This is a genomic window from Methylobacterium sp. SyP6R, from assembly GCF_019216885.1.
Lineage (GTDB): Bacteria > Pseudomonadota > Alphaproteobacteria > Rhizobiales > Beijerinckiaceae > Methylobacterium.
In genome coordinates this window covers 3,116,990-3,132,199 of sequence record NZ_JAAQRC020000001.1, presented here as the reverse complement: position 1 = coordinate 3,132,199, position 15,210 = coordinate 3,116,990, and the positions used below count along the sequence as shown (strand labels likewise).

Sequence of the window (15,210 nt, the reverse complement as noted above, 5' to 3'; positions counted from 1 at the left end):
ATGAACACCGTCCTCAAGGCCGCCGCGGCCTACGTCATCGTGCTGTTCGTGATCCGGCTGATCGGGCGCCGCACCGCGAGCCAGCAGGCACCGATCGACATGGTCGTGCTGTTCCTGTTCGGCGGCCTCTCGGTCAGCGCCGTGCTGGGCGACGACCGCTCCTTCGTCGGCGCGATGAGCGCCCTCTTCACCGTCGGCCTGATGCATGTCGCGGTGTCGTGGCTGAAGCTGCGCTTCGTCTGGTTCGAACGCATCGTCGACGGCACGCCGATCGTGGTGTTCCGCGACGGCCGCTGGAACGAGACCGCGATGCGCCGCCTGCGCATGCAGCAGGCCGATATCCGCACCGCCGCCCGCCAGGAGAAGCTCGACGACCTCGACAAGGTCGCGGTCGCGATCGTCGAGCGCGACGGCACGGTGTCGATCTTGGAGAAGGAATAGGGCCTTCAGAGTATTTTCCGACGAAGTGAACACCGGTTCGTCGGAGAAAATGCGTCAAAACAAAGGCCTGGAGCTTCGCGATTGCAACGCGATCGTGAAGCGCTCTAGCGCAAGCCCGCCGGCCGCTCCCCCACCGCCCAGGCCAGGGCCTGTTCCAGACGGTCGTTGCCCCAGAACAGCTCGCCGTCCTCGGTGAGGAAGCTCGGGGCACCGAACAGGCCGCGGGACTTGGCCTCCTCGCCGATCGAACGCAGGCGGCTCTTCACCGGCTCCTGGGTCGCGGCGCGGATCAGCGCCGGGCCGTCGAGGCCGAGGCCGTTGAGGAGGGCCGAGATCGCGGCCGGCTCGGCGATCGACCGGCCGCGGGCGAACTCGGATTGGTAGACCGCCCGCACATAGGCGCCGATCCACGGCTCCTCGGCGCCGTGGACCGCGACCCGGGTCGCCGCGAGGCTGTTCTGCGGGAAGCTCTCGGGCTTCACGACCGGCGGCAGGCCGAGGCGGGCGGCCTCGCGGGCCAGATCCCGCCACATGTGGCGGCCCTTGGCCGGGAAGAGGTTGAACGGCGACGACGTCCAGCCTTGCGCCGCGAAGACCGGCCCGAGCAGGAACGGGCGCCAGCGCAAGGTCACCCCGGCCGCCTCGGCCAGGGCCTCGATCCGCATCGCGGCGAGGTAGGAATAGGTGGATGCGAACTCGAACCAGAATTCGAGCGTGGGCCGGCGCGCCATCGCACCCCTCTTCACAACGGACCGATGCGTCACCTTCGCGTCCGCGGGCCCCGCCCACAAGCGTCGCCACGGGCGTCGCTTCGCCACGGGCGGGCGAGGGAACTTACGGAGCGCGGTTGCACGGGGCCGGGCCGGGCTGGTAAGCCCCCGCGGTTCATCCGTTCTCCATCACCGTAAGGCCCGCCCCGCATGTCCGACCAGCCCCAGAAGCGCGTGAAGAAGGTCGTGCTCGCCTACTCGGGCGGCCTCGACACCTCGATCATCCTCAAGTGGCTCCAGACCACCTACGGCTGCGAGGTGGTGACGTTCACCGCCGATCTCGGCCAGGGCGAGGAGTTGGAGCCGGCCCGCGCCAAGGCGGAGCTGCTCGGCATCAAGCCGGAAAACATCTTCATCGAGGACCTGCGCGAGGAATTCGTCCGCGACTACGTCTTCCCGATGTTCCGGGCCAACGCCCAGTACGAGGGCATCTATCTGCTCGGCACCTCGATCGCCCGGCCCCTGATCGCCAAGAAGCAGATCGAGATCGCCGAGCGGGTGGGCGCCGATGCCGTGTCCCACGGCGCCACCGGCAAGGGCAACGACCAGGTCCGGTTCGAGCTCGGCTACTACGCGCTGAAGCCCGACGTGACGGTGATCGCCCCCTGGCGCGAATGGGATTTCCGCTCGCGCGAATCGCTGATCGCCTTCGCCGAGCAGCACCAGATCCCGATCGCCAAGGACAAGCGCGGCGAGGCGCCGTTCTCGGTCGACGCCAACCTCCTGCACGCCTCGTCGGAGGGCAAGGTGCTGGAGGACCCGGCGCAGGACGTGCCGGATTACGTCTATTCGCGCACCCTGTCGCCCGAGGAGGCGCCGGACACCCCGACAATCATCACCATCGGCTTCGAGCGCGGCGACGCGGTCTCGATCGACGGTGAAAATCTGTCGCCGGCCACCTTGCTCGCCAGGCTCAACGAGCTGGGACGGGCCAACGGCATCGGCCGCCTCGACCTCGTCGAGAACCGCTTCGTCGGCATGAAGAGCCGCGGCATGTACGAGACCCCCGGCGGCACCATCCTGCTGCCGGCCCACCGGGCGATCGAGTCGATCACCCTCGACCGCGGCGCGGCCCATCTCAAGGACGAGCTGATGCCGCGCTACGCCGAGCTGATCTACAACGGCTTCTGGTTCTCGCCGGAGCGCGAGATGCTCCAGGCCCTGATCGACAAGAGCCAGGAGATGGTCACCGGCACGGTGCGGCTGAAGCTCTACAAGGGCGGCGTCCACGTCATCGGCCGCGAGAGCCCGAACTCGCTCTACGACCAGGACCTCGTCACCTTCGAGGAGGGTGCCGTCGCCTACGACCACCGCGACGCAGCGGGCTTCATCAAGCTCAATGCGCTCCGCCTGCGCACGCTGGGCCAGCGCAAGCGCAAGCTCGGCGCGTAAGGCAAAAGGCCCGCTCCGTCGCCGGAGCGGGCCTCGGGATACCCGGTGCGACCGACCCCGAAGGGACGGCCGCACGGAATGGACGCTTACGCCTCGTCCTCGTCGTCGATGTCGACCAGGAACAGGATGTCGACGTCGTCCTCCTCGTCCTCGTCGTCGGTCTCGCCCTGGCTGTCGTTGGCGGCCTGGGGCTCGTCCTCGTCCTCGAAATCCTCCTCGTCCATCGAGTCCTCGAAGGTCTCGACCTCGTCCTCGGTGGCGGGGCGCAGCTTCAGCGACTCGGGCTTGCCGGTCCACAGCGGACGGCCATCGCTCTTCATGGTGCGCAGGTCGTCCTTGAAACCTTCGACCTCGAGAAGCTCCCGGGCCCGTTCCTCGTTCGACCGGATGATGGCGACGGGCGTGCCGTCGATCTCGAGAGTGAACATCGTGCTTCCCTTTTCAAGGGCCGCGCCGCACGGGCGGGCGGGGCCGTGTTACGGGGGGAAAGGCCGCCGCGCCAGCCCCGTTCCGGGCGGCCTCGACGGAAAGTCGCGCGGAAGCCGGATGGTTCGCCGGCTCGGAGGGGGCGCCTACCGGATCCCGAGCAGCGCATCGTCGTTCGAGACGATCAGGATGCGCAGGTCGGCGTCGGGCACGTAGTCCTTCGCCTCCCACACGAAGGTGGTCGGCCCGGTCTTGCGCACACCCTGGCGGCAGAGGCTCACGAGGGCGTTCGGGCTGCCCTTGTCGACCGTCAGGGTGAAGCGGCCGATGCGGCCGGCCCAGTTGCGCGCCGTCGTCACGATGTAGGGCACCTCGACCGCCCGGGTCAGGCCCTGCTCCTTCATCGGCGAGGCGGCGATCAGGCGCCGCACCCCGGCGAGGCCGGCATCGTCGAGGCAGTAGCGGGCCCGGTAGGCGGGCGTCGCCGCCTCGTCGGCCGCGAGCAGGTGGTTGCCCTTCACGGGGGCGTAGGCGTGCGAGACGCGCAGCTCGCGTCCTGCCGGAAAGGTCTGCTCCCAGTGGAACTTGGCCTCGCTGCGCCACAGGGCCTCGCTATCGGCCTTGGCCTCCGCGATCAGACCCGCCGTCTCCAGTTCCCGAAGCACCGCCGGCGCGAGGCGCTTGAGCGCTGCCTCGACGTCCCTGCGCCGCAGCGGGTTGAGCGGCAGGCCGTGACGGGCGAGAAGCCCGGTTACCTCGCTCTTGCCGAGATAGGCCCGCTCCTCGAGGTGCGGCGTCACCGGCACCCCGTCCACCCTCACCGTGAACCCGACGAAATTCGCCCGGTCCTTGAAGGGCAGGCTGAGCGCGCTCATCGACAGTTGCGCCCCGTCGATCGCCGGCAGCGGGAAGGCGATGCGCAGGGTCTTCGGCGCCGCGGCGCCGTTGCGGAAGACATAATCGACCGCGATCCGGTCGAGGCCGATGCGCAGGTCTTCGCTCGCCAGCGTGATGTCCGGGTCGCGCACCAGAACCAGGCCGCCGGCATCGAGGGCGGCGGCGCTGTCGTTGGCCCGAGCCGGTGCGCACAGGGAGAGCGCGAGGGCGGTCATAGCCAGAAGGCCCGGAATTCCAATGTGTCCCACCGCCGACTCCCGTGCTTCGCGTGGCTCCGCTTACGGCGGATCGGATGATGCCCGCGATCGGAATTGCAAGGTTTTATCCGGCCTCATTTCCTGAAAGGAAAGTTGCGGGCTCCCCTCTCCAGGCGATGCCGGGCTTGCCCGGTATCGCTGCAAGGTGTGGGAGAGGGGAACCGCGCTATATCTTCAGGATACTGAGCAAGGCCACCATCACGACCGCACGCACTGGCTCAAACCCCCGATCCCGCTCGTCCGCCCCTGGATCCGCCCGGCGAGCGCCCGCAGGGCCCGGCTCGGCCGGCGCGGGTTGCGCAAGAAAGGATTCGGCAGGGCGGCGACCAGCAGGGCCGCCTCGCCCCGGGTGAGGTCGCGGGCCGACTTGCCGAACCAATGCCGGGCGGCGGCCTCCGCCCCGAAGATGCCCTCCCCCCACTCGGCGACGTTGAGGTAGATCTCCATCGTCCGGCGCTTGCCCCACACCACGTCGACCAGCAGCGCCAGCGGAATCTCGAGGGCCTTGCGCAGGTAGGAGCGGCCCGGCCACAGGAAGACGTTCTTCACCGTCTGCATCGTCACCGTCGAGGCGCCGCGGCTCGGGCCGTCCTCGTCGTCGACCACGCTCCACAGCGCGCCCCAGTCGACGCCGTCATGCAGGCAGAAGCGCTGGTCCTCGGAGGCGACGACGCCCTGGATCAGGGCCGGGGCGATGGCCTCCAGCGCCACCACCTCCCGGGTCACCGGCTGGAGCGTCGCCCAGCGGCCGAGCATCAGGGTTGAGGGCGGGGTCAGCGCGCGATAGACGAGCGCCAGGACCAGGACGAGGACGACCACCATCACGGGCACCAGGAGCACGGCGCGCAACAGCCGCCGACCCCGGGCCTGCGCCGGTGGTGCCCCCGCCGGGACCAAGCCCCGCAGCGGCTGCGGCACGCCCTCCCGGCGCTCCGCCGTGACCCGCGGCTCCTGAATCCGACCCTCCTCTCGGCGTGCCCGTCGATGCGAGGACACCATGACGTCAACGCGGGCCCCGCAGGACATGACGGCGGGCCGTCCCCAGGAAAATACGATGGCCGCCACCACAGGATACCCGCAGGCAGGCGATTTCACGGCGCGGCTCGCGGCCGTCGCCAAGAGCACCGAAGGCTTCCTCGCCGAGCGCCTCGGCGACGCGGTGCAGGAGGGCGAGATCGCCCGGCCGCCCCGGCTGATGGAGGCGATGCGCCACGCCGTGCTCAACGGCGGCAAGCGCCTGCGCCCGTTCCTCGCCATCGAGACCGCCCGGATGCTCGGCGGCCCGTTCGAGGGCGCCATGGCCGCCGGCGCCGGCGTCGAGCTGGTCCATTGCTACTCGCTCGTCCACGACGACCTGCCGGCGATGGACGACGACGACCTGCGCCGCGGCCAGCCGACCGTCCACAAGAAGTACGACGAGGCGACCGCCATCCTGGTCGGCGACGCCCTCCAGACGCTGGCCTTCGAGATCGTCGCCGATCCGGCCTGGCAGGCCGATCCGCTGATCCGCTCCGAACTGGTGCTCGGCCTCGCCCGGGCGTCGGGCCTCGGCGGCATGGTCGGCGGCCAGCTCCTCGATCTCGGGGCGGAGGGGCGCTTCGGCCCGGCCAACCTCGACGTCGACGCCACGCTCCAGCTCCAGGCGATGAAGACCGGCGCCATCCTGGCCTTCTCGGTCGATGCCGGCGCCCTCGTCGGCGGCGCCTCGGCCGAGGAGCGCCGCGCCCTTCTCGCCTACGGCCGGGCGCTGGGCCAGGCCTTCCAGGTCGCCGACGACATCCTCGACCGCGAGGCCTCCTCCGAGGCGATGGGCAAGCGCACCGGCAAGGACAAGGATGCCGGCAAGGCCACCCTCGTCGACCGCCTCGGCCTCGACGGGGCGCGGGCCGAGTGCGAGCGCCTGGTGGGCGAGTGCGAGAACGCCCTGAAGCCCTGGGGCGAGGCCGCCGCGACGCTCTGCGAGGCCGCCCGCTTCACCGTCGCGCGCAAGTCGTAAAACCCCTGAAATCCCGGCGGAGGGGCCGTCCCCCCGCCTCTCCCCCTCTTCTTTTTGAAGGTCACGCCATGGCCACGCACAAGATCCTGCTCCTGCCCGGCGACGGCATCGGCCCCGAAGTGGCGGCCGAGGTCTCCAAGGTCCTGGCCTGGTTCACCAAGGCCGGCATCGCGCAGTTCGAGACCGAGACCGACCTCGTCGGGGGTGCTGCCATCGACGCCCACGGCGTGCCGCTCTCGGAAGCCGCGATGGACCGGGCCAAGGCCGCCGACGCCGTGCTGTTCGGCGCCGTCGGCGGGCCGAAATGGGCCGGCGTCTCGTATGCCAGGCGCCCCGAGGCGGGCCTGCTGCGCCTGCGCAAGGATCTCGGCCTGTTCGCAAACCTGCGCCCGGCGATCTGCTACCCGGCCCTCGCCGAGGCCTCGGCGCTCAAGCGCGAGCTGGTCGAGGGCCTCGACATCGTCATCGTGCGCGAGCTCACCGGCGGCGTCTATTTCGGCGAGCCGAAGGAGATCGTGACCCTCGAGGACGGCCAGAAGCGCGCGATCGATACCCAGATCTACACCACCGGCGAGATCGAGCGCATCGCCGCGGTCGCCTTCGACCTCGCCCGCAAGCGCCGCAACAAGGTCGCCTCGGCCGAGAAGCACAACGTCATGAAGACCGGCGTGCTCTGGAAGGAGACCGTCACCAGGCTCCATGCCGAGCAGTATTCCGACGTCGGGCTGGAGCACGTCCTGGCCGACAACTGCGCCATGCAGCTGGTGCGCAACCCCAAGCAGTACGATGTGCTCGTCACCGACAACCTGTTCGGCGACATCCTGTCGGACGTGGCCGCGATGCTGACCGGCTCGCTGGGGATGCTGCCCTCGGCCTCGCTCGGTGCGGTCGAGAACGGCACCCGGCGCGCCCTCTACGAGCCCGTCCACGGCTCGGCTCCCGACATCGCCGGCCAGAACCTCGCCAACCCGATCGCCATGATCGGCTCGCTGGCGATGGCGCTCCGCTACTCGTTCGGGCTCCTTGAGGCCGCCGACCAGCTCGAGAGCGCCATCACCCGCACGCTCGCCGCCGGCACCCGCACCCGCGACATCGCCGGGCCGGGCACCAACGCGGTGGGAACCACCGAGATGGGCGACGCCATCGTGCGCGAGCTGCAGGCGCAAGGAGGCTGAGGGCCGGGGCGACGCCTTTCCATCGCTCGTCCCACCCGCACCCTCATCCTGAGGTGTCAGTCCATCGACGATGGACTGACCTCGAAGGAGGGCTCCAGAGATCTCAGCGCTTTCTGGAGCCCTCCTTCGAGGCTCAGCGATCTTCGATCGCCCGCACCTCAGGATGAGGTTGCGGAGTAGAAAGACCGGCACGATCGATCGGACGGTTCCGGACGGATCGACAGGGAGAATCATCATGCGGTTGTGCGTGTTCTGCGGCTCCAGCGACGGGGCCCGCCCGCTCTACCGCGAGGCGGCGACCGCGCTCGGGCGCCACTTCGCTCAAACCGGGATCGAGCTGGTCTATGGCGGCGGCAAGGTCGGGCTGATGGGCGCGGTCGCCGACGGCGTGCTCGCCGCCGGCGGCCGGGTCACCGGCATCATCCCGCAGGCGCTCGTCGAGAAGGAGACCGCGCATCTCGGCCTGACGCAGCTTCGCGTCGTCGCCTCGATGCACGAACGCAAGGCCCTGATGGCCGACCTCGCCGACGGCTTCGTGGCGCTCCCGGGGGGCCTCGGCACCTTCGAGGAGATGTTCGAGGTCTGGACCTGGGCCCAGCTCGGCTACCACAGGAAGCCGCTCGCGGTGTTCAATGCCGGCGGCTTCTTCGACGGGCTGCTGGCCTTCCTCGACTCCGTGGTGGCGGAGGGCTTCGTGCGCGAGCCGCACCGGGCGATGCTGATCGTCGGCACCGAGCCGGCCGGCCTCGTGGCGCGGATCCGCGCCTACGAGCCGCCCCGGGTGATCAAGTGGGTGAAGGCGGAGGAGCGGTAGCGCCCCCTCCCCGGGAGCCACTCGCGGTTCCCGGGACGAGGCCGCCGTCTTATTCCGCCGCCTTCGCCAGCGCCTTGCCGTAGGCGCCGCTCTTCAGCGTCTGTCCCAGCCACGCATCGACGGCGGCCTTCAGCGCCGGGTCGCGGGTCATCCAGTAGGCCTTGTCGGCCTTGTCGAAGGTGCCCGGCACGGCGGCCGGGCAGAGCACGCCGGGATGGCGCCGCGCCTGGTAATCGACCTCGGCACCGTCGGTCACCATCAGGTCGGCCCGGCCCTCGGCCACCTCCTTGAAGATGGCGCGGTTGTCCGGAAACACCCGCACCGAGGCGTGCGGGAAGTTGGCATCGGCGAAGCGCTGGTTGGTGCCGCCGGGATTGACCACGACGCGGACCTCGGGCTTGTCGATGTCCTTGACGGAGACGTAGCGGTCCTTGTCGGCGCAGCGCACGATCGGACGCTTGCCGTCGGTCAGGACGGGAATCGAGAAATCGGCCACCGACGCCCGGTCGGGGGTGACGCTGACGCCCCCCATGGCGACGTCGTAGCGGTCGGCGAGGAGATCGTCCTTCAGGGTCTTCCAGGTCGTCGGCACGATCTCGACCTTGACGCCCAGCGCACGGGCGAGCTCGCCCGCCATGGTCACGTCGGCGCCCTTGATGCCGCCATCGGGCAGGCGCACCGAATAGGGCGCGTAGTCGCCGGTCAGCCCGACCCGCAGCGTGCCGTCCTGCTTGATCGCGGACAGAGAGCGCGCCTCAGCCTGCACGGTCGAGAGCATGGCCATCATCCCGACTAAACCCGCGATCTTGCGCATCGTCACCGCCCTGATCCTCGCGTCGTGGCTCGCTCATCTCTCGTAGGGACATCGCACGACTCCGGTAAAGCCCGGATGACGGCCGTCCCGACGCAAAACGAACCCTACGCAGACTTGCGTCGGCAGGCCAACGCGTCGTCCACTCAGGATCGTGTCCGGTCGCGGATGTCCGCCGCGAAACCGGCGGCCGCTCTTGCGCCATCGGCTCGGCCATTGACTCGGCGGCCCGCACCGGCTTCCTCGCCGCCATGGCCTTTCTCCCGGACAGCCTGCGGCGGGCACCGACGAACCTGCGGCGCGCCTTCGACCGCCAGCGGCCGCGCCTGACGCAAGCCGTGCGGATGACCGTCGCGAGCCTCGCGACCTTCGCGCTCGCCGAAGCTCTCGGATTGCCGCAGGGCTACTGGGCGGTCATCACCGCGCTCATCGTCACCCAGAGCAGCGTCGGCGGCTCGCTCAAGGCGGCGTTCGACCGCTTCCTCGGCTCGGTCATCGGCGCCTGCTACGGCGGCGCAGTCGCCTTCGCGATCCCGCATCACGGCGGCGCCTCGACCTTCGCGGCCCTGTTCGTGGCGGTGGCGCCGCTGACCTTCGCGGCGACGGTCTCGGCCGGTTTCCGGATCGCGCCGATCACCGCGATCATCGTGCTGCTCTCCACCACCGGCTCGACGCTGGGCCCCCTCGCCTTCGCCCTCGACCGGATCTTCGAGATCGGCCTCGGCTGCGTCGTCGGCCTCGGGGTCTCACTCCTGGTGGCGCCGGCCCGGGCGGCGCGGGCGGTGACGGGCCAGGCCGGACGCCTCGCCGGCCTGCTCGCCGACCAGCTCGCGGCGCTCGCGCGCCTCGACGCCGAGGAGACGCCGGAGGTGAAGGCCCTGCCGCCGGCCGTGCGCCGGGCACTCGCGCGCCTCGAGACCCTGGCGGGCGAGGCCGCCCGCGAGCGCCGCAGCCGGCTCTCGGCCGCCCCCGATCCGGACCCGCTGCTGCGCACCCTGATGCGCCTGCGCCACGACCTCGTGCTCCTGCGCCGCGCCATCGCGGAGGCCGATGCGGACGTGCTGCGGATCCATCTCGCCGAAGCCTGGGGCGAGGCCGCCCGGGCGGCGGCGGAGCGCCTGCGCGGTCTCGCCGATGCGCTCGCGGCGGGAAGCCGGCCCGCCGGCGACGACACGACGCTTTCGGCGGCGATCGCCGGCTACCGCGACGCCATCGACGGCATGCGCCGGCGCCAGGTGACCCGCACCCTCTCCACCGACGCCGTCGGCCGCATCTTCTGGCTCGCCTTCAGCCTCGAGCAGTTGCGACGCAACCTCGACGACCTCGCCGAACGGGCGACGGATTTTTCGGGGCTGCAAGCCCGCGGCGAGGGGTGAGCGACCGGCGTCAGGCCAGCGCACGCCACACGGCGAGCGCGGCGCAGGCCACGAGGAGCGCCGCCAGGACGAGGCGCGCGGGGCGCCCGGTGCCGGCGAGGCGCGCCCGGCAGGAGGGCCGCGCGAGGACGAGGCCGACGAGGCCGAACCACGTCGCCGCCATGCAGAACACCGCCGCCCCCGCCACCGGCACCGCCGCCCGGTCCGGATGGGCGAGGAAGAAGCCGGCGAAGAAGGCGAGGCTCACCGGATTGGTCATCGCCGCCCCGAGGCCGAGGGCGAAGGTGCCGGCATCCCGCCCGCGCGAGTACCGGGCCGGATCGTCGGGGAGGCCGGCCCGGCCGCTCGCCAGGCGGTAGGCGGCGCGCAGCATCAGGAGCGCGAACAGGGCGGTGCCGAGGCCAGTGAGGAGCCTGCCGGCCGGCAGCAGCGAGACGCCGAGCCCGGCGATCGCCGCCGCCAGGCCGGCGCCGCAGGCCACGCCGAGGGCGGCGACGACCGGGCCGCGCCCGGAGCCTGCGACGCTCGCCCGCAGCACCACCAGCAGGTTGGGACCGGGGGCGGCGAGGACCGGGGCATAGGCGGTGAAGAGCGGCCCCAGCAGGGCCGGCCACGCATCGGCGTCGAACATCCGGCATCCCCCCGGCGCGAGCCGCGCCGTCAGGAGTCCATAAAGATGCCAAAACCGGATGGTGCGCGTCATTCGAGTGAAGGAGGCGAGGTGCGCCGGCGCACAGTTCAGCGATGTCGACGGCAAGTTTTCCATCAGTCGACGCCGTGCCGCCTCGCCTCCGCGACAGTCGACGGACAATCCGGCGCACCGGACACGCGCAAAAGGAAGCGGCGGCAGGGTCGCCCCTGCCGCCGCCTCGTCACGTCGATGGATCGGCGCTCAGCGCCGCTCGGTGCCCATCGGCTGGCGGACCGGAGGCAGTTCGTCCTCGATGCCGAGCTGGCGCTCACGGGTGGTGCCGGGCAGGCCGGGATCGACGGTCTGGGTGGTCGGCGCGGCGCCGGCCGCGAAGGGCATGCCGCCGGTATTGAGGCCGGTGGTGGTGCTGCCGGCAGCACCCACCGCCGACGAGCCGCCGGCCACCGCGGCCGGGTTGGTCAGCGAAGGGGCTGTCTCGTCATGACGGCCGGTCCAGCCCTCCTGGCGCCAGCCGCGGGTGCGGTCGTCCATGTCGACCGAGCCGTGCTCCTTCAGGATGCCGTGGACCCGGTCGGCATGGGCGTCGTCCGCCCGCACGGTCACCAGGGTGCCGCCACGGCGCACGCCCTCGGCGTAGGTATGGGCCTGCTCCTCGCTGAGGCCAGCCCCGGTGAGCGAACCGATCAGGCCGCCCGCCGCGGCGCCGACGCCGGCACCGGCGAGCGTGGCGACGAGCCAGCCCGCGGCGACCACCGGGCCGACGCCCGGGATCGCGAGGAGGCCGAGGCCGGTGAGCAGGCCGGCACCGCCGCCGAGCACGGTGCCGATCGACGCGCCGGCCCCGGCGCCGTTCGAGGCGTCGTGCGCGGTCTCGCCGGTGGTCGTCGTCGTGTCGCGCTTGCCGAGATGGCTGGAATAGCGCTCGTCCTGGTTGTTGGCGACGATGCTAATGTCGGAATGCGGCACGCCGGCCGCCTCCACCTTGCGTACGGCCGCGGAGGCCTCGTCGTAGCTGTCGAACAGGGCCGAGATGGTACGGGTCGCCATGGGCGTCCTCCTCATGCTGGGAGTGTCGGGATGCGAAAAGTCGCTGGCTTCAGCGGGCTGTCGAGACGTTGCCTTTGAAGTCGAGGCCGACCATCACGGTGTTGCCGGACTGCATCGCCTGGCCGCGCCAGATGCCCTGATCGTCCTTCTTGAGATCCGTCACGTTCTTGAAGCCGGCCTGCTCCATGCGGCTGCGGGCCTGGGCCTCGGTGAAGCTGTTGGCGCCGGGTTCGAGCTTGGCGTTGGTGGCGACCGTCCCGGTGGTACCCGGATTGGTCTTGTCCATCATGTCGGTGTTGGGCCGGGTCACCGCCTCCTGGCCCTGCGAGTGGGTGCTGGGCTTGGCGTCGCGGGCCGGATCGCCCGTCACCGTGGTCTGGGCCTGGGCCGCGCCGGCCCCGAGCATGCCGAGAGCCGCGAGGGTGATGAGGGTCTTGCGCATGATCTCCTCGAACCTTGTCTGAGCGATCGATGCCTTCTCAATCGTTGCAGGGCGTCTTGGTTCCGCAGGAGGAACGTTGAACCTCGGGCATTACCCGGATTTCAAAATATTTCGTATTCAGCTTGACCGTCAGCCTCGGAGCCTTCGTCTTTCGCTTGTGCTGCGGCGCACAAAACTGGAACGCGAAAATTGTTCCCGTTCGAAACTGGACAGACGTTCATCGTGCGCCGTCACGAGGCGCCCGCACGACCCGCATGGTCGCGTTAACCCTTCCCTAACCATGGACCCGGCAGGAATTGCCGGGTCGACGGGAAGGTGGATCTTCGATGAGCGAGACCGGGGCACTCGGCGCGGGCCGCATCTTCGTCCTGCCGACGCGGGCGGACCTGATGGCGCTGGCGCGCCGCAGCGACATCGTGCTCGCCGTCTCGGTGCTCGCCATCCTGACGGTGCTGATCTTCCCGCTGCCGGCCCTGCTGCTCGACCTGTTGCTGGCGGTCTCGATCATCCTGTCGGTCCTGATCCTGATGACTGGCCTGTTCATCGAGAACCCGCTCGAATTCACGGTCTTCCCGACGGTGCTGCTCATCACCACGATGCTGCGGCTGGCGCTCAACCTCGCCTCGACGCGGCTGATCCTCGGCCACGGCCACGAGGGCACGGCGGCGGCGGGCCACGTCATCGAGGCCTTCGGGCATTTCGTGATGGGCGGCAACTTCCTGATCGGGATCATCGTCTTCGCGATCCTGATCATCGTGAACTTCGTCGTCATCACCAAGGGCTCGGGGCGCATCGCGGAGGTCGCGGCGCGCTTCTCCCTCGACGCGATGCCCGGCAAGCAGATGGCGATCGACGCCGACCTCTCGGCGGGACTCATCGACGAGAAGACCGCCCGGACCCGCCGCCAGTCGCTCGAGGACGAATCCTCGTTCTTCGGCGCCATGGACGGCGCGTCGAAATTCGTCCGCGGCGACGCGATCGCGGCTTTGCTCATCACCTTCATCAACGTGGTGGGCGGCATCATCATCGGCGTCGCCCAGCAGGGCCTGACCTTCGCCGAGGCCGGCAAGACCTACACCCTGCTCACCGTCGGCGACGGCCTCGTCAGCCAGGTCCCCGCGCTGATCGTCTCGACGGCGGCCGGCCTCCTCGTCTCCAAGGCCGGCGTGCGCGGTGCCGCCGGCCGGGCGCTGGGTCGTCAGATCGCCAACTACCCCAAGGCGCTCGGCATGTCGGCCGGCGTGATGCTGCTGATCGGGTTCCTGCCCGGCATCCCGATGCTGCCCTTCGTGACCCTCGGGCTCGGGGCCGCCTACCTCGCCCGCCGCATCGCGTTGCTGCCGAAGCCCGTGGACGAGGACGCGCCCGGCGGCGCCGTGACGGTCGACGGGGCCGTGACCGGGTCCGGGGCCCAGCCCAAGGAAGACACCGCGGCCGACCTTCTCAAGCTCGACGACCTGAAGCTCGAGATGGGCTATGCGCTGCTTGCCCTCGTCAACGGGCCGGAGGGCCAGGACCGGCTCACCGACCAGATCCGGGCCCTGCGCCGGCAGCTCGCCGCCGAGCTCGGCTTCGTGATGCCCTCGGTGCGCATCCTCGACAACGTCCAGCTCGACGCCAACACCTACGTGGTGCGGGTCAAGGAGATCGAGGCCGGGACCGGCCAGGTCTTCCCGGGACAGTTCATGGCGATGGACCCGATGGGCGGCCAGGTGCAGCTCCCCGGCCAGCACCTGATGGAGCCGACCTTCGGCCTGCCGGCGACCTGGGTCGACGCCTCGTTGCGCGACGAGGCCCAGCTCAAGGGCTACACCGTGGTCGATGCCGCGACCGTGGTCTCGACCCACCTCACCGAGGTGATCAAGGCCCACGTCTCCGACCTCCTCAACCACGTCGAGGTGCACAAGCTCCTGAAGGAGCTGCCGAAGGAGCACGGCGAGCTCATCAAGGAGATCGTGCCGGCCCAGATCGCCACCACGGGGATCCAGCGGGTGCTGCAATACCTGCTCTCCGAGCGGGTCTCGATCCGCGACCTCGGCACCATCGTCGAGGGCATCGCCGAGGTTTCCGGCCACATCAAGAACCCGCGCGACATCGTCGAGCACGTCCGCGCCCGCCTCGGCCGCCAGATCTGCGCCCAGTACCAGGGGCCGGGCGGCGTCCTGCCGATCATCACCCTGTCGCCGGCCTGGGAGACCGCCTTCATGGAGGCGATCGTCGGCCACGGCGACGAGCGCCACCTGGCGATGCAGCCCTCCAAGCTGTCGGATTTCGTCACCACGGTGCGCGACCGGTTCGAGGAAGCGGCGCGCCTCGGCGAGATGCCGGTCCTCGTCACCTCGGTCCAGGCCCGGCCCTTCGTGCGCTCGATCATCGAGCGCTTCCGCCGCGAGACCCCGGTGATGAGCCAGGCCGAGATCCACCCGCGGGCGCGGCTGAAGACCGTCGGCTCGGTCTGACGAGGCGACCGGAAGGTCTCGCCGACATTCCCATGCGGCGAGGCCGTCGCCTCGACTTGCCGCGCTCGGCCCCACCCCGACGTAGATTCGAATCGTTCAATTCTGTCCGCGTCGATCCACGACCGATACCGGGCCGCGTCTCCGAAAGCGGTAGGTCACGACTTAATCCTCCCCTGGAGTGCGACCTGCTCCTCGGCCCTTTGCGCCGGTTCGATGGGCCGCCCCCTGGTCTAGCCTTCGCGGCGCAAGACGGAA

Annotated in this window: 15 protein-coding genes; 7 read left to right on the top strand and 8 right to left on the bottom strand. The window is 70.4% G+C overall.

What is annotated here, in order from left to right; genetic code table 11:
- Positions 1-441 carry a DUF421 domain-containing protein gene (locus HBB12_RS14490; protein ID WP_236989996.1) on the top strand — a complete coding sequence of 147 codons (441 nt, stop codon included), beginning with the start codon at positions 1-3 and terminating at the stop codon, positions 439-441.
- A 104-nt stretch (positions 442-545) separates the two neighbouring features.
- Here the strand turns inward: HBB12_RS14490 and HBB12_RS14485 are convergent, their stop codons facing one another.
- Entirely contained in the window at positions 546-1,172 is a 627-nt protein-coding gene (locus tag HBB12_RS14485; RefSeq protein WP_236989995.1) for a 2-hydroxychromene-2-carboxylate isomerase, read from the bottom strand.
- Positions 1,173-1,361: 189 nt separating this feature from the next.
- Between HBB12_RS14485 and HBB12_RS14480 the strand changes: the two genes are divergently transcribed.
- Positions 1,362-2,603 (top strand): argininosuccinate synthase, encoded by a 1,242-nt coding sequence (locus tag HBB12_RS14480; protein WP_236989994.1) that lies wholly within the window; start codon positions 1,362-1,364, stop codon positions 2,601-2,603.
- A gap of 86 nt (positions 2,604-2,689) precedes the next feature.
- Here HBB12_RS14480 and HBB12_RS14475 read toward each other — a convergent pair whose 3' ends face one another.
- The 3 genes from HBB12_RS14475 to mtgA all read right to left on the bottom strand — a co-directional run bounded on the left by HBB12_RS14475 (position 2,690) and on the right by mtgA (position 5,182).
- The gene (locus tag HBB12_RS14475) at positions 2,690-3,031 is read right to left on the bottom strand and encodes a hypothetical protein (RefSeq protein ID WP_236989993.1); all 342 of its coding nucleotides are present in this window, start codon (positions 3,029-3,031) and stop codon (positions 2,690-2,692) included.
- Between the two features lie 144 nt (positions 3,032-3,175).
- Positions 3,176-4,141 (bottom strand): DUF4424 domain-containing protein, encoded by a 966-nt coding sequence (locus HBB12_RS14470; RefSeq protein ID WP_236989992.1) that lies wholly within the window; start codon positions 4,139-4,141, stop codon positions 3,176-3,178.
- A gap of 240 nt (positions 4,142-4,381) precedes the next feature.
- Positions 4,382-5,182 carry a monofunctional biosynthetic peptidoglycan transglycosylase gene (mtgA, locus tag HBB12_RS14465; RefSeq protein ID WP_272913272.1) on the bottom strand — a complete coding sequence of 267 codons (801 nt, stop codon included), beginning with the start codon at positions 5,180-5,182 and terminating at the stop codon, positions 4,382-4,384.
- Between the two features lie 55 nt (positions 5,183-5,237).
- Between mtgA and HBB12_RS14460 the strand changes: the two genes are divergently transcribed.
- The 3 genes from HBB12_RS14460 to HBB12_RS14450 all read left to right on the top strand — a co-directional run bounded on the left by HBB12_RS14460 (position 5,238) and on the right by HBB12_RS14450 (position 8,168).
- Positions 5,238-6,179 (top strand): polyprenyl synthetase family protein, encoded by a 942-nt coding sequence (locus HBB12_RS14460; RefSeq protein ID WP_236989991.1) that lies wholly within the window; start codon positions 5,238-5,240, stop codon positions 6,177-6,179.
- A gap of 68 nt (positions 6,180-6,247) precedes the next feature.
- Positions 6,248-7,354: a 3-isopropylmalate dehydrogenase gene (gene leuB / locus HBB12_RS14455; protein ID WP_236989990.1), complete on the top strand. Its 1,107-nt coding sequence runs from the start codon at positions 6,248-6,250 to the stop codon at positions 7,352-7,354.
- A gap of 235 nt (positions 7,355-7,589) precedes the next feature.
- Positions 7,590-8,168: an LOG family protein gene (locus HBB12_RS14450; RefSeq protein ID WP_236989989.1), complete on the top strand. Its 579-nt coding sequence runs from the start codon at positions 7,590-7,592 to the stop codon at positions 8,166-8,168.
- Between the two features lie 49 nt (positions 8,169-8,217).
- On the opposite strand, the gene HBB12_RS14445 is transcribed toward HBB12_RS14450, so the two are convergent.
- Positions 8,218-8,982, bottom strand: coding sequence for a transporter substrate-binding domain-containing protein (locus HBB12_RS14445; RefSeq protein ID WP_236992779.1), 765 nt, complete (start codon positions 8,980-8,982; stop codon positions 8,218-8,220).
- A gap of 248 nt (positions 8,983-9,230) precedes the next feature.
- Here HBB12_RS14445 and HBB12_RS14440 point away from each other — a divergent pair, with 248 nt between their 5' ends.
- Positions 9,231-10,355: an FUSC family protein gene (locus HBB12_RS14440; protein WP_236989988.1), complete on the top strand. Its 1,125-nt coding sequence runs from the start codon at positions 9,231-9,233 to the stop codon at positions 10,353-10,355.
- Between the two features lie 10 nt (positions 10,356-10,365).
- Here HBB12_RS14440 and HBB12_RS14435 read toward each other — a convergent pair whose 3' ends face one another.
- The 3 genes from HBB12_RS14435 to HBB12_RS14425 form a co-directional block, all read right to left on the bottom strand.
- On the bottom strand, positions 10,366-10,986 hold the full coding sequence (locus HBB12_RS14435; RefSeq protein WP_236989987.1) for a LysE family transporter: 621 nt from the start codon (positions 10,984-10,986) through the stop codon (positions 10,366-10,368).
- A 261-nt stretch (positions 10,987-11,247) separates the two neighbouring features.
- Positions 11,248-12,054, bottom strand: coding sequence for a general stress protein (locus HBB12_RS14430; RefSeq protein WP_236989986.1), 807 nt, complete (start codon positions 12,052-12,054; stop codon positions 11,248-11,250).
- A 49-nt stretch (positions 12,055-12,103) separates the two neighbouring features.
- The gene (locus tag HBB12_RS14425) at positions 12,104-12,496 is read right to left on the bottom strand and encodes a hypothetical protein (protein ID WP_236989985.1); all 393 of its coding nucleotides are present in this window, start codon (positions 12,494-12,496) and stop codon (positions 12,104-12,106) included.
- Between the two features lie 326 nt (positions 12,497-12,822).
- Between HBB12_RS14425 and flhA the strand changes: the two genes are divergently transcribed.
- Entirely contained in the window at positions 12,823-14,955 is a 2,133-nt protein-coding gene (gene flhA / locus HBB12_RS14420; RefSeq protein ID WP_236989984.1) for a flagellar biosynthesis protein FlhA, read from the top strand.
- The last annotated feature ends 255 nt before the right edge of the window (positions 14,956-15,210 follow it).

What these genes read in the sequence shown, in the direction of transcription:
- HBB12_RS14485 (WP_236989995.1), bottom strand. Translation starts at nt 1,172, where the DNA reads ATGGCGCGCCGGCCCACGCTCGAATTCTGGTTCGAGTTCGCATCCACC.
- mtgA (WP_272913272.1), bottom strand. Translation starts at nt 5,182, where the DNA reads ATGGTGTCCTCGCATCGACGGGCACGCCGAGAGGAGGGTCGGATTCAG.
- leuB (WP_236989990.1), top strand. Translation starts at nt 6,248, where the DNA reads ATGGCCACGCACAAGATCCTGCTCCTGCCCGGCGACGGCATCGGCCCC.
- HBB12_RS14460 (WP_236989991.1), top strand. Translation starts at nt 5,238, where the DNA reads ATGGCCGCCACCACAGGATACCCGCAGGCAGGCGATTTCACGGCGCGG.
- HBB12_RS14435 (WP_236989987.1), bottom strand. Translation starts at nt 10,986, where the DNA reads ATGTTCGACGCCGATGCGTGGCCGGCCCTGCTGGGGCCGCTCTTCACC.
- HBB12_RS14445 (WP_236992779.1), bottom strand. Translation starts at nt 8,982, where the DNA reads ATGCGCAAGATCGCGGGTTTAGTCGGGATGATGGCCATGCTCTCGACC.
- HBB12_RS14475 (WP_236989993.1), bottom strand. Translation starts at nt 3,031, where the DNA reads ATGTTCACTCTCGAGATCGACGGCACGCCCGTCGCCATCATCCGGTCG.
- HBB12_RS14450 (WP_236989989.1), top strand. Translation starts at nt 7,590, where the DNA reads ATGCGGTTGTGCGTGTTCTGCGGCTCCAGCGACGGGGCCCGCCCGCTC.
- HBB12_RS14480 (WP_236989994.1), top strand. Translation starts at nt 1,362, where the DNA reads ATGTCCGACCAGCCCCAGAAGCGCGTGAAGAAGGTCGTGCTCGCCTAC.
- flhA (WP_236989984.1), top strand. Translation starts at nt 12,823, where the DNA reads ATGAGCGAGACCGGGGCACTCGGCGCGGGCCGCATCTTCGTCCTGCCG.
- HBB12_RS14470 (WP_236989992.1), bottom strand. Translation starts at nt 4,141, where the DNA reads ATGACCGCCCTCGCGCTCTCCCTGTGCGCACCGGCTCGGGCCAACGAC.
- HBB12_RS14425 (WP_236989985.1), bottom strand. Translation starts at nt 12,496, where the DNA reads ATGCGCAAGACCCTCATCACCCTCGCGGCTCTCGGCATGCTCGGGGCC.
- HBB12_RS14440 (WP_236989988.1), top strand. Translation starts at nt 9,231, where the DNA reads ATGGCCTTTCTCCCGGACAGCCTGCGGCGGGCACCGACGAACCTGCGG.
- HBB12_RS14490 (WP_236989996.1), top strand. Translation starts at nt 1, where the DNA reads ATGAACACCGTCCTCAAGGCCGCCGCGGCCTACGTCATCGTGCTGTTC.
- HBB12_RS14430 (WP_236989986.1), bottom strand. Translation starts at nt 12,054, where the DNA reads ATGGCGACCCGTACCATCTCGGCCCTGTTCGACAGCTACGACGAGGCC.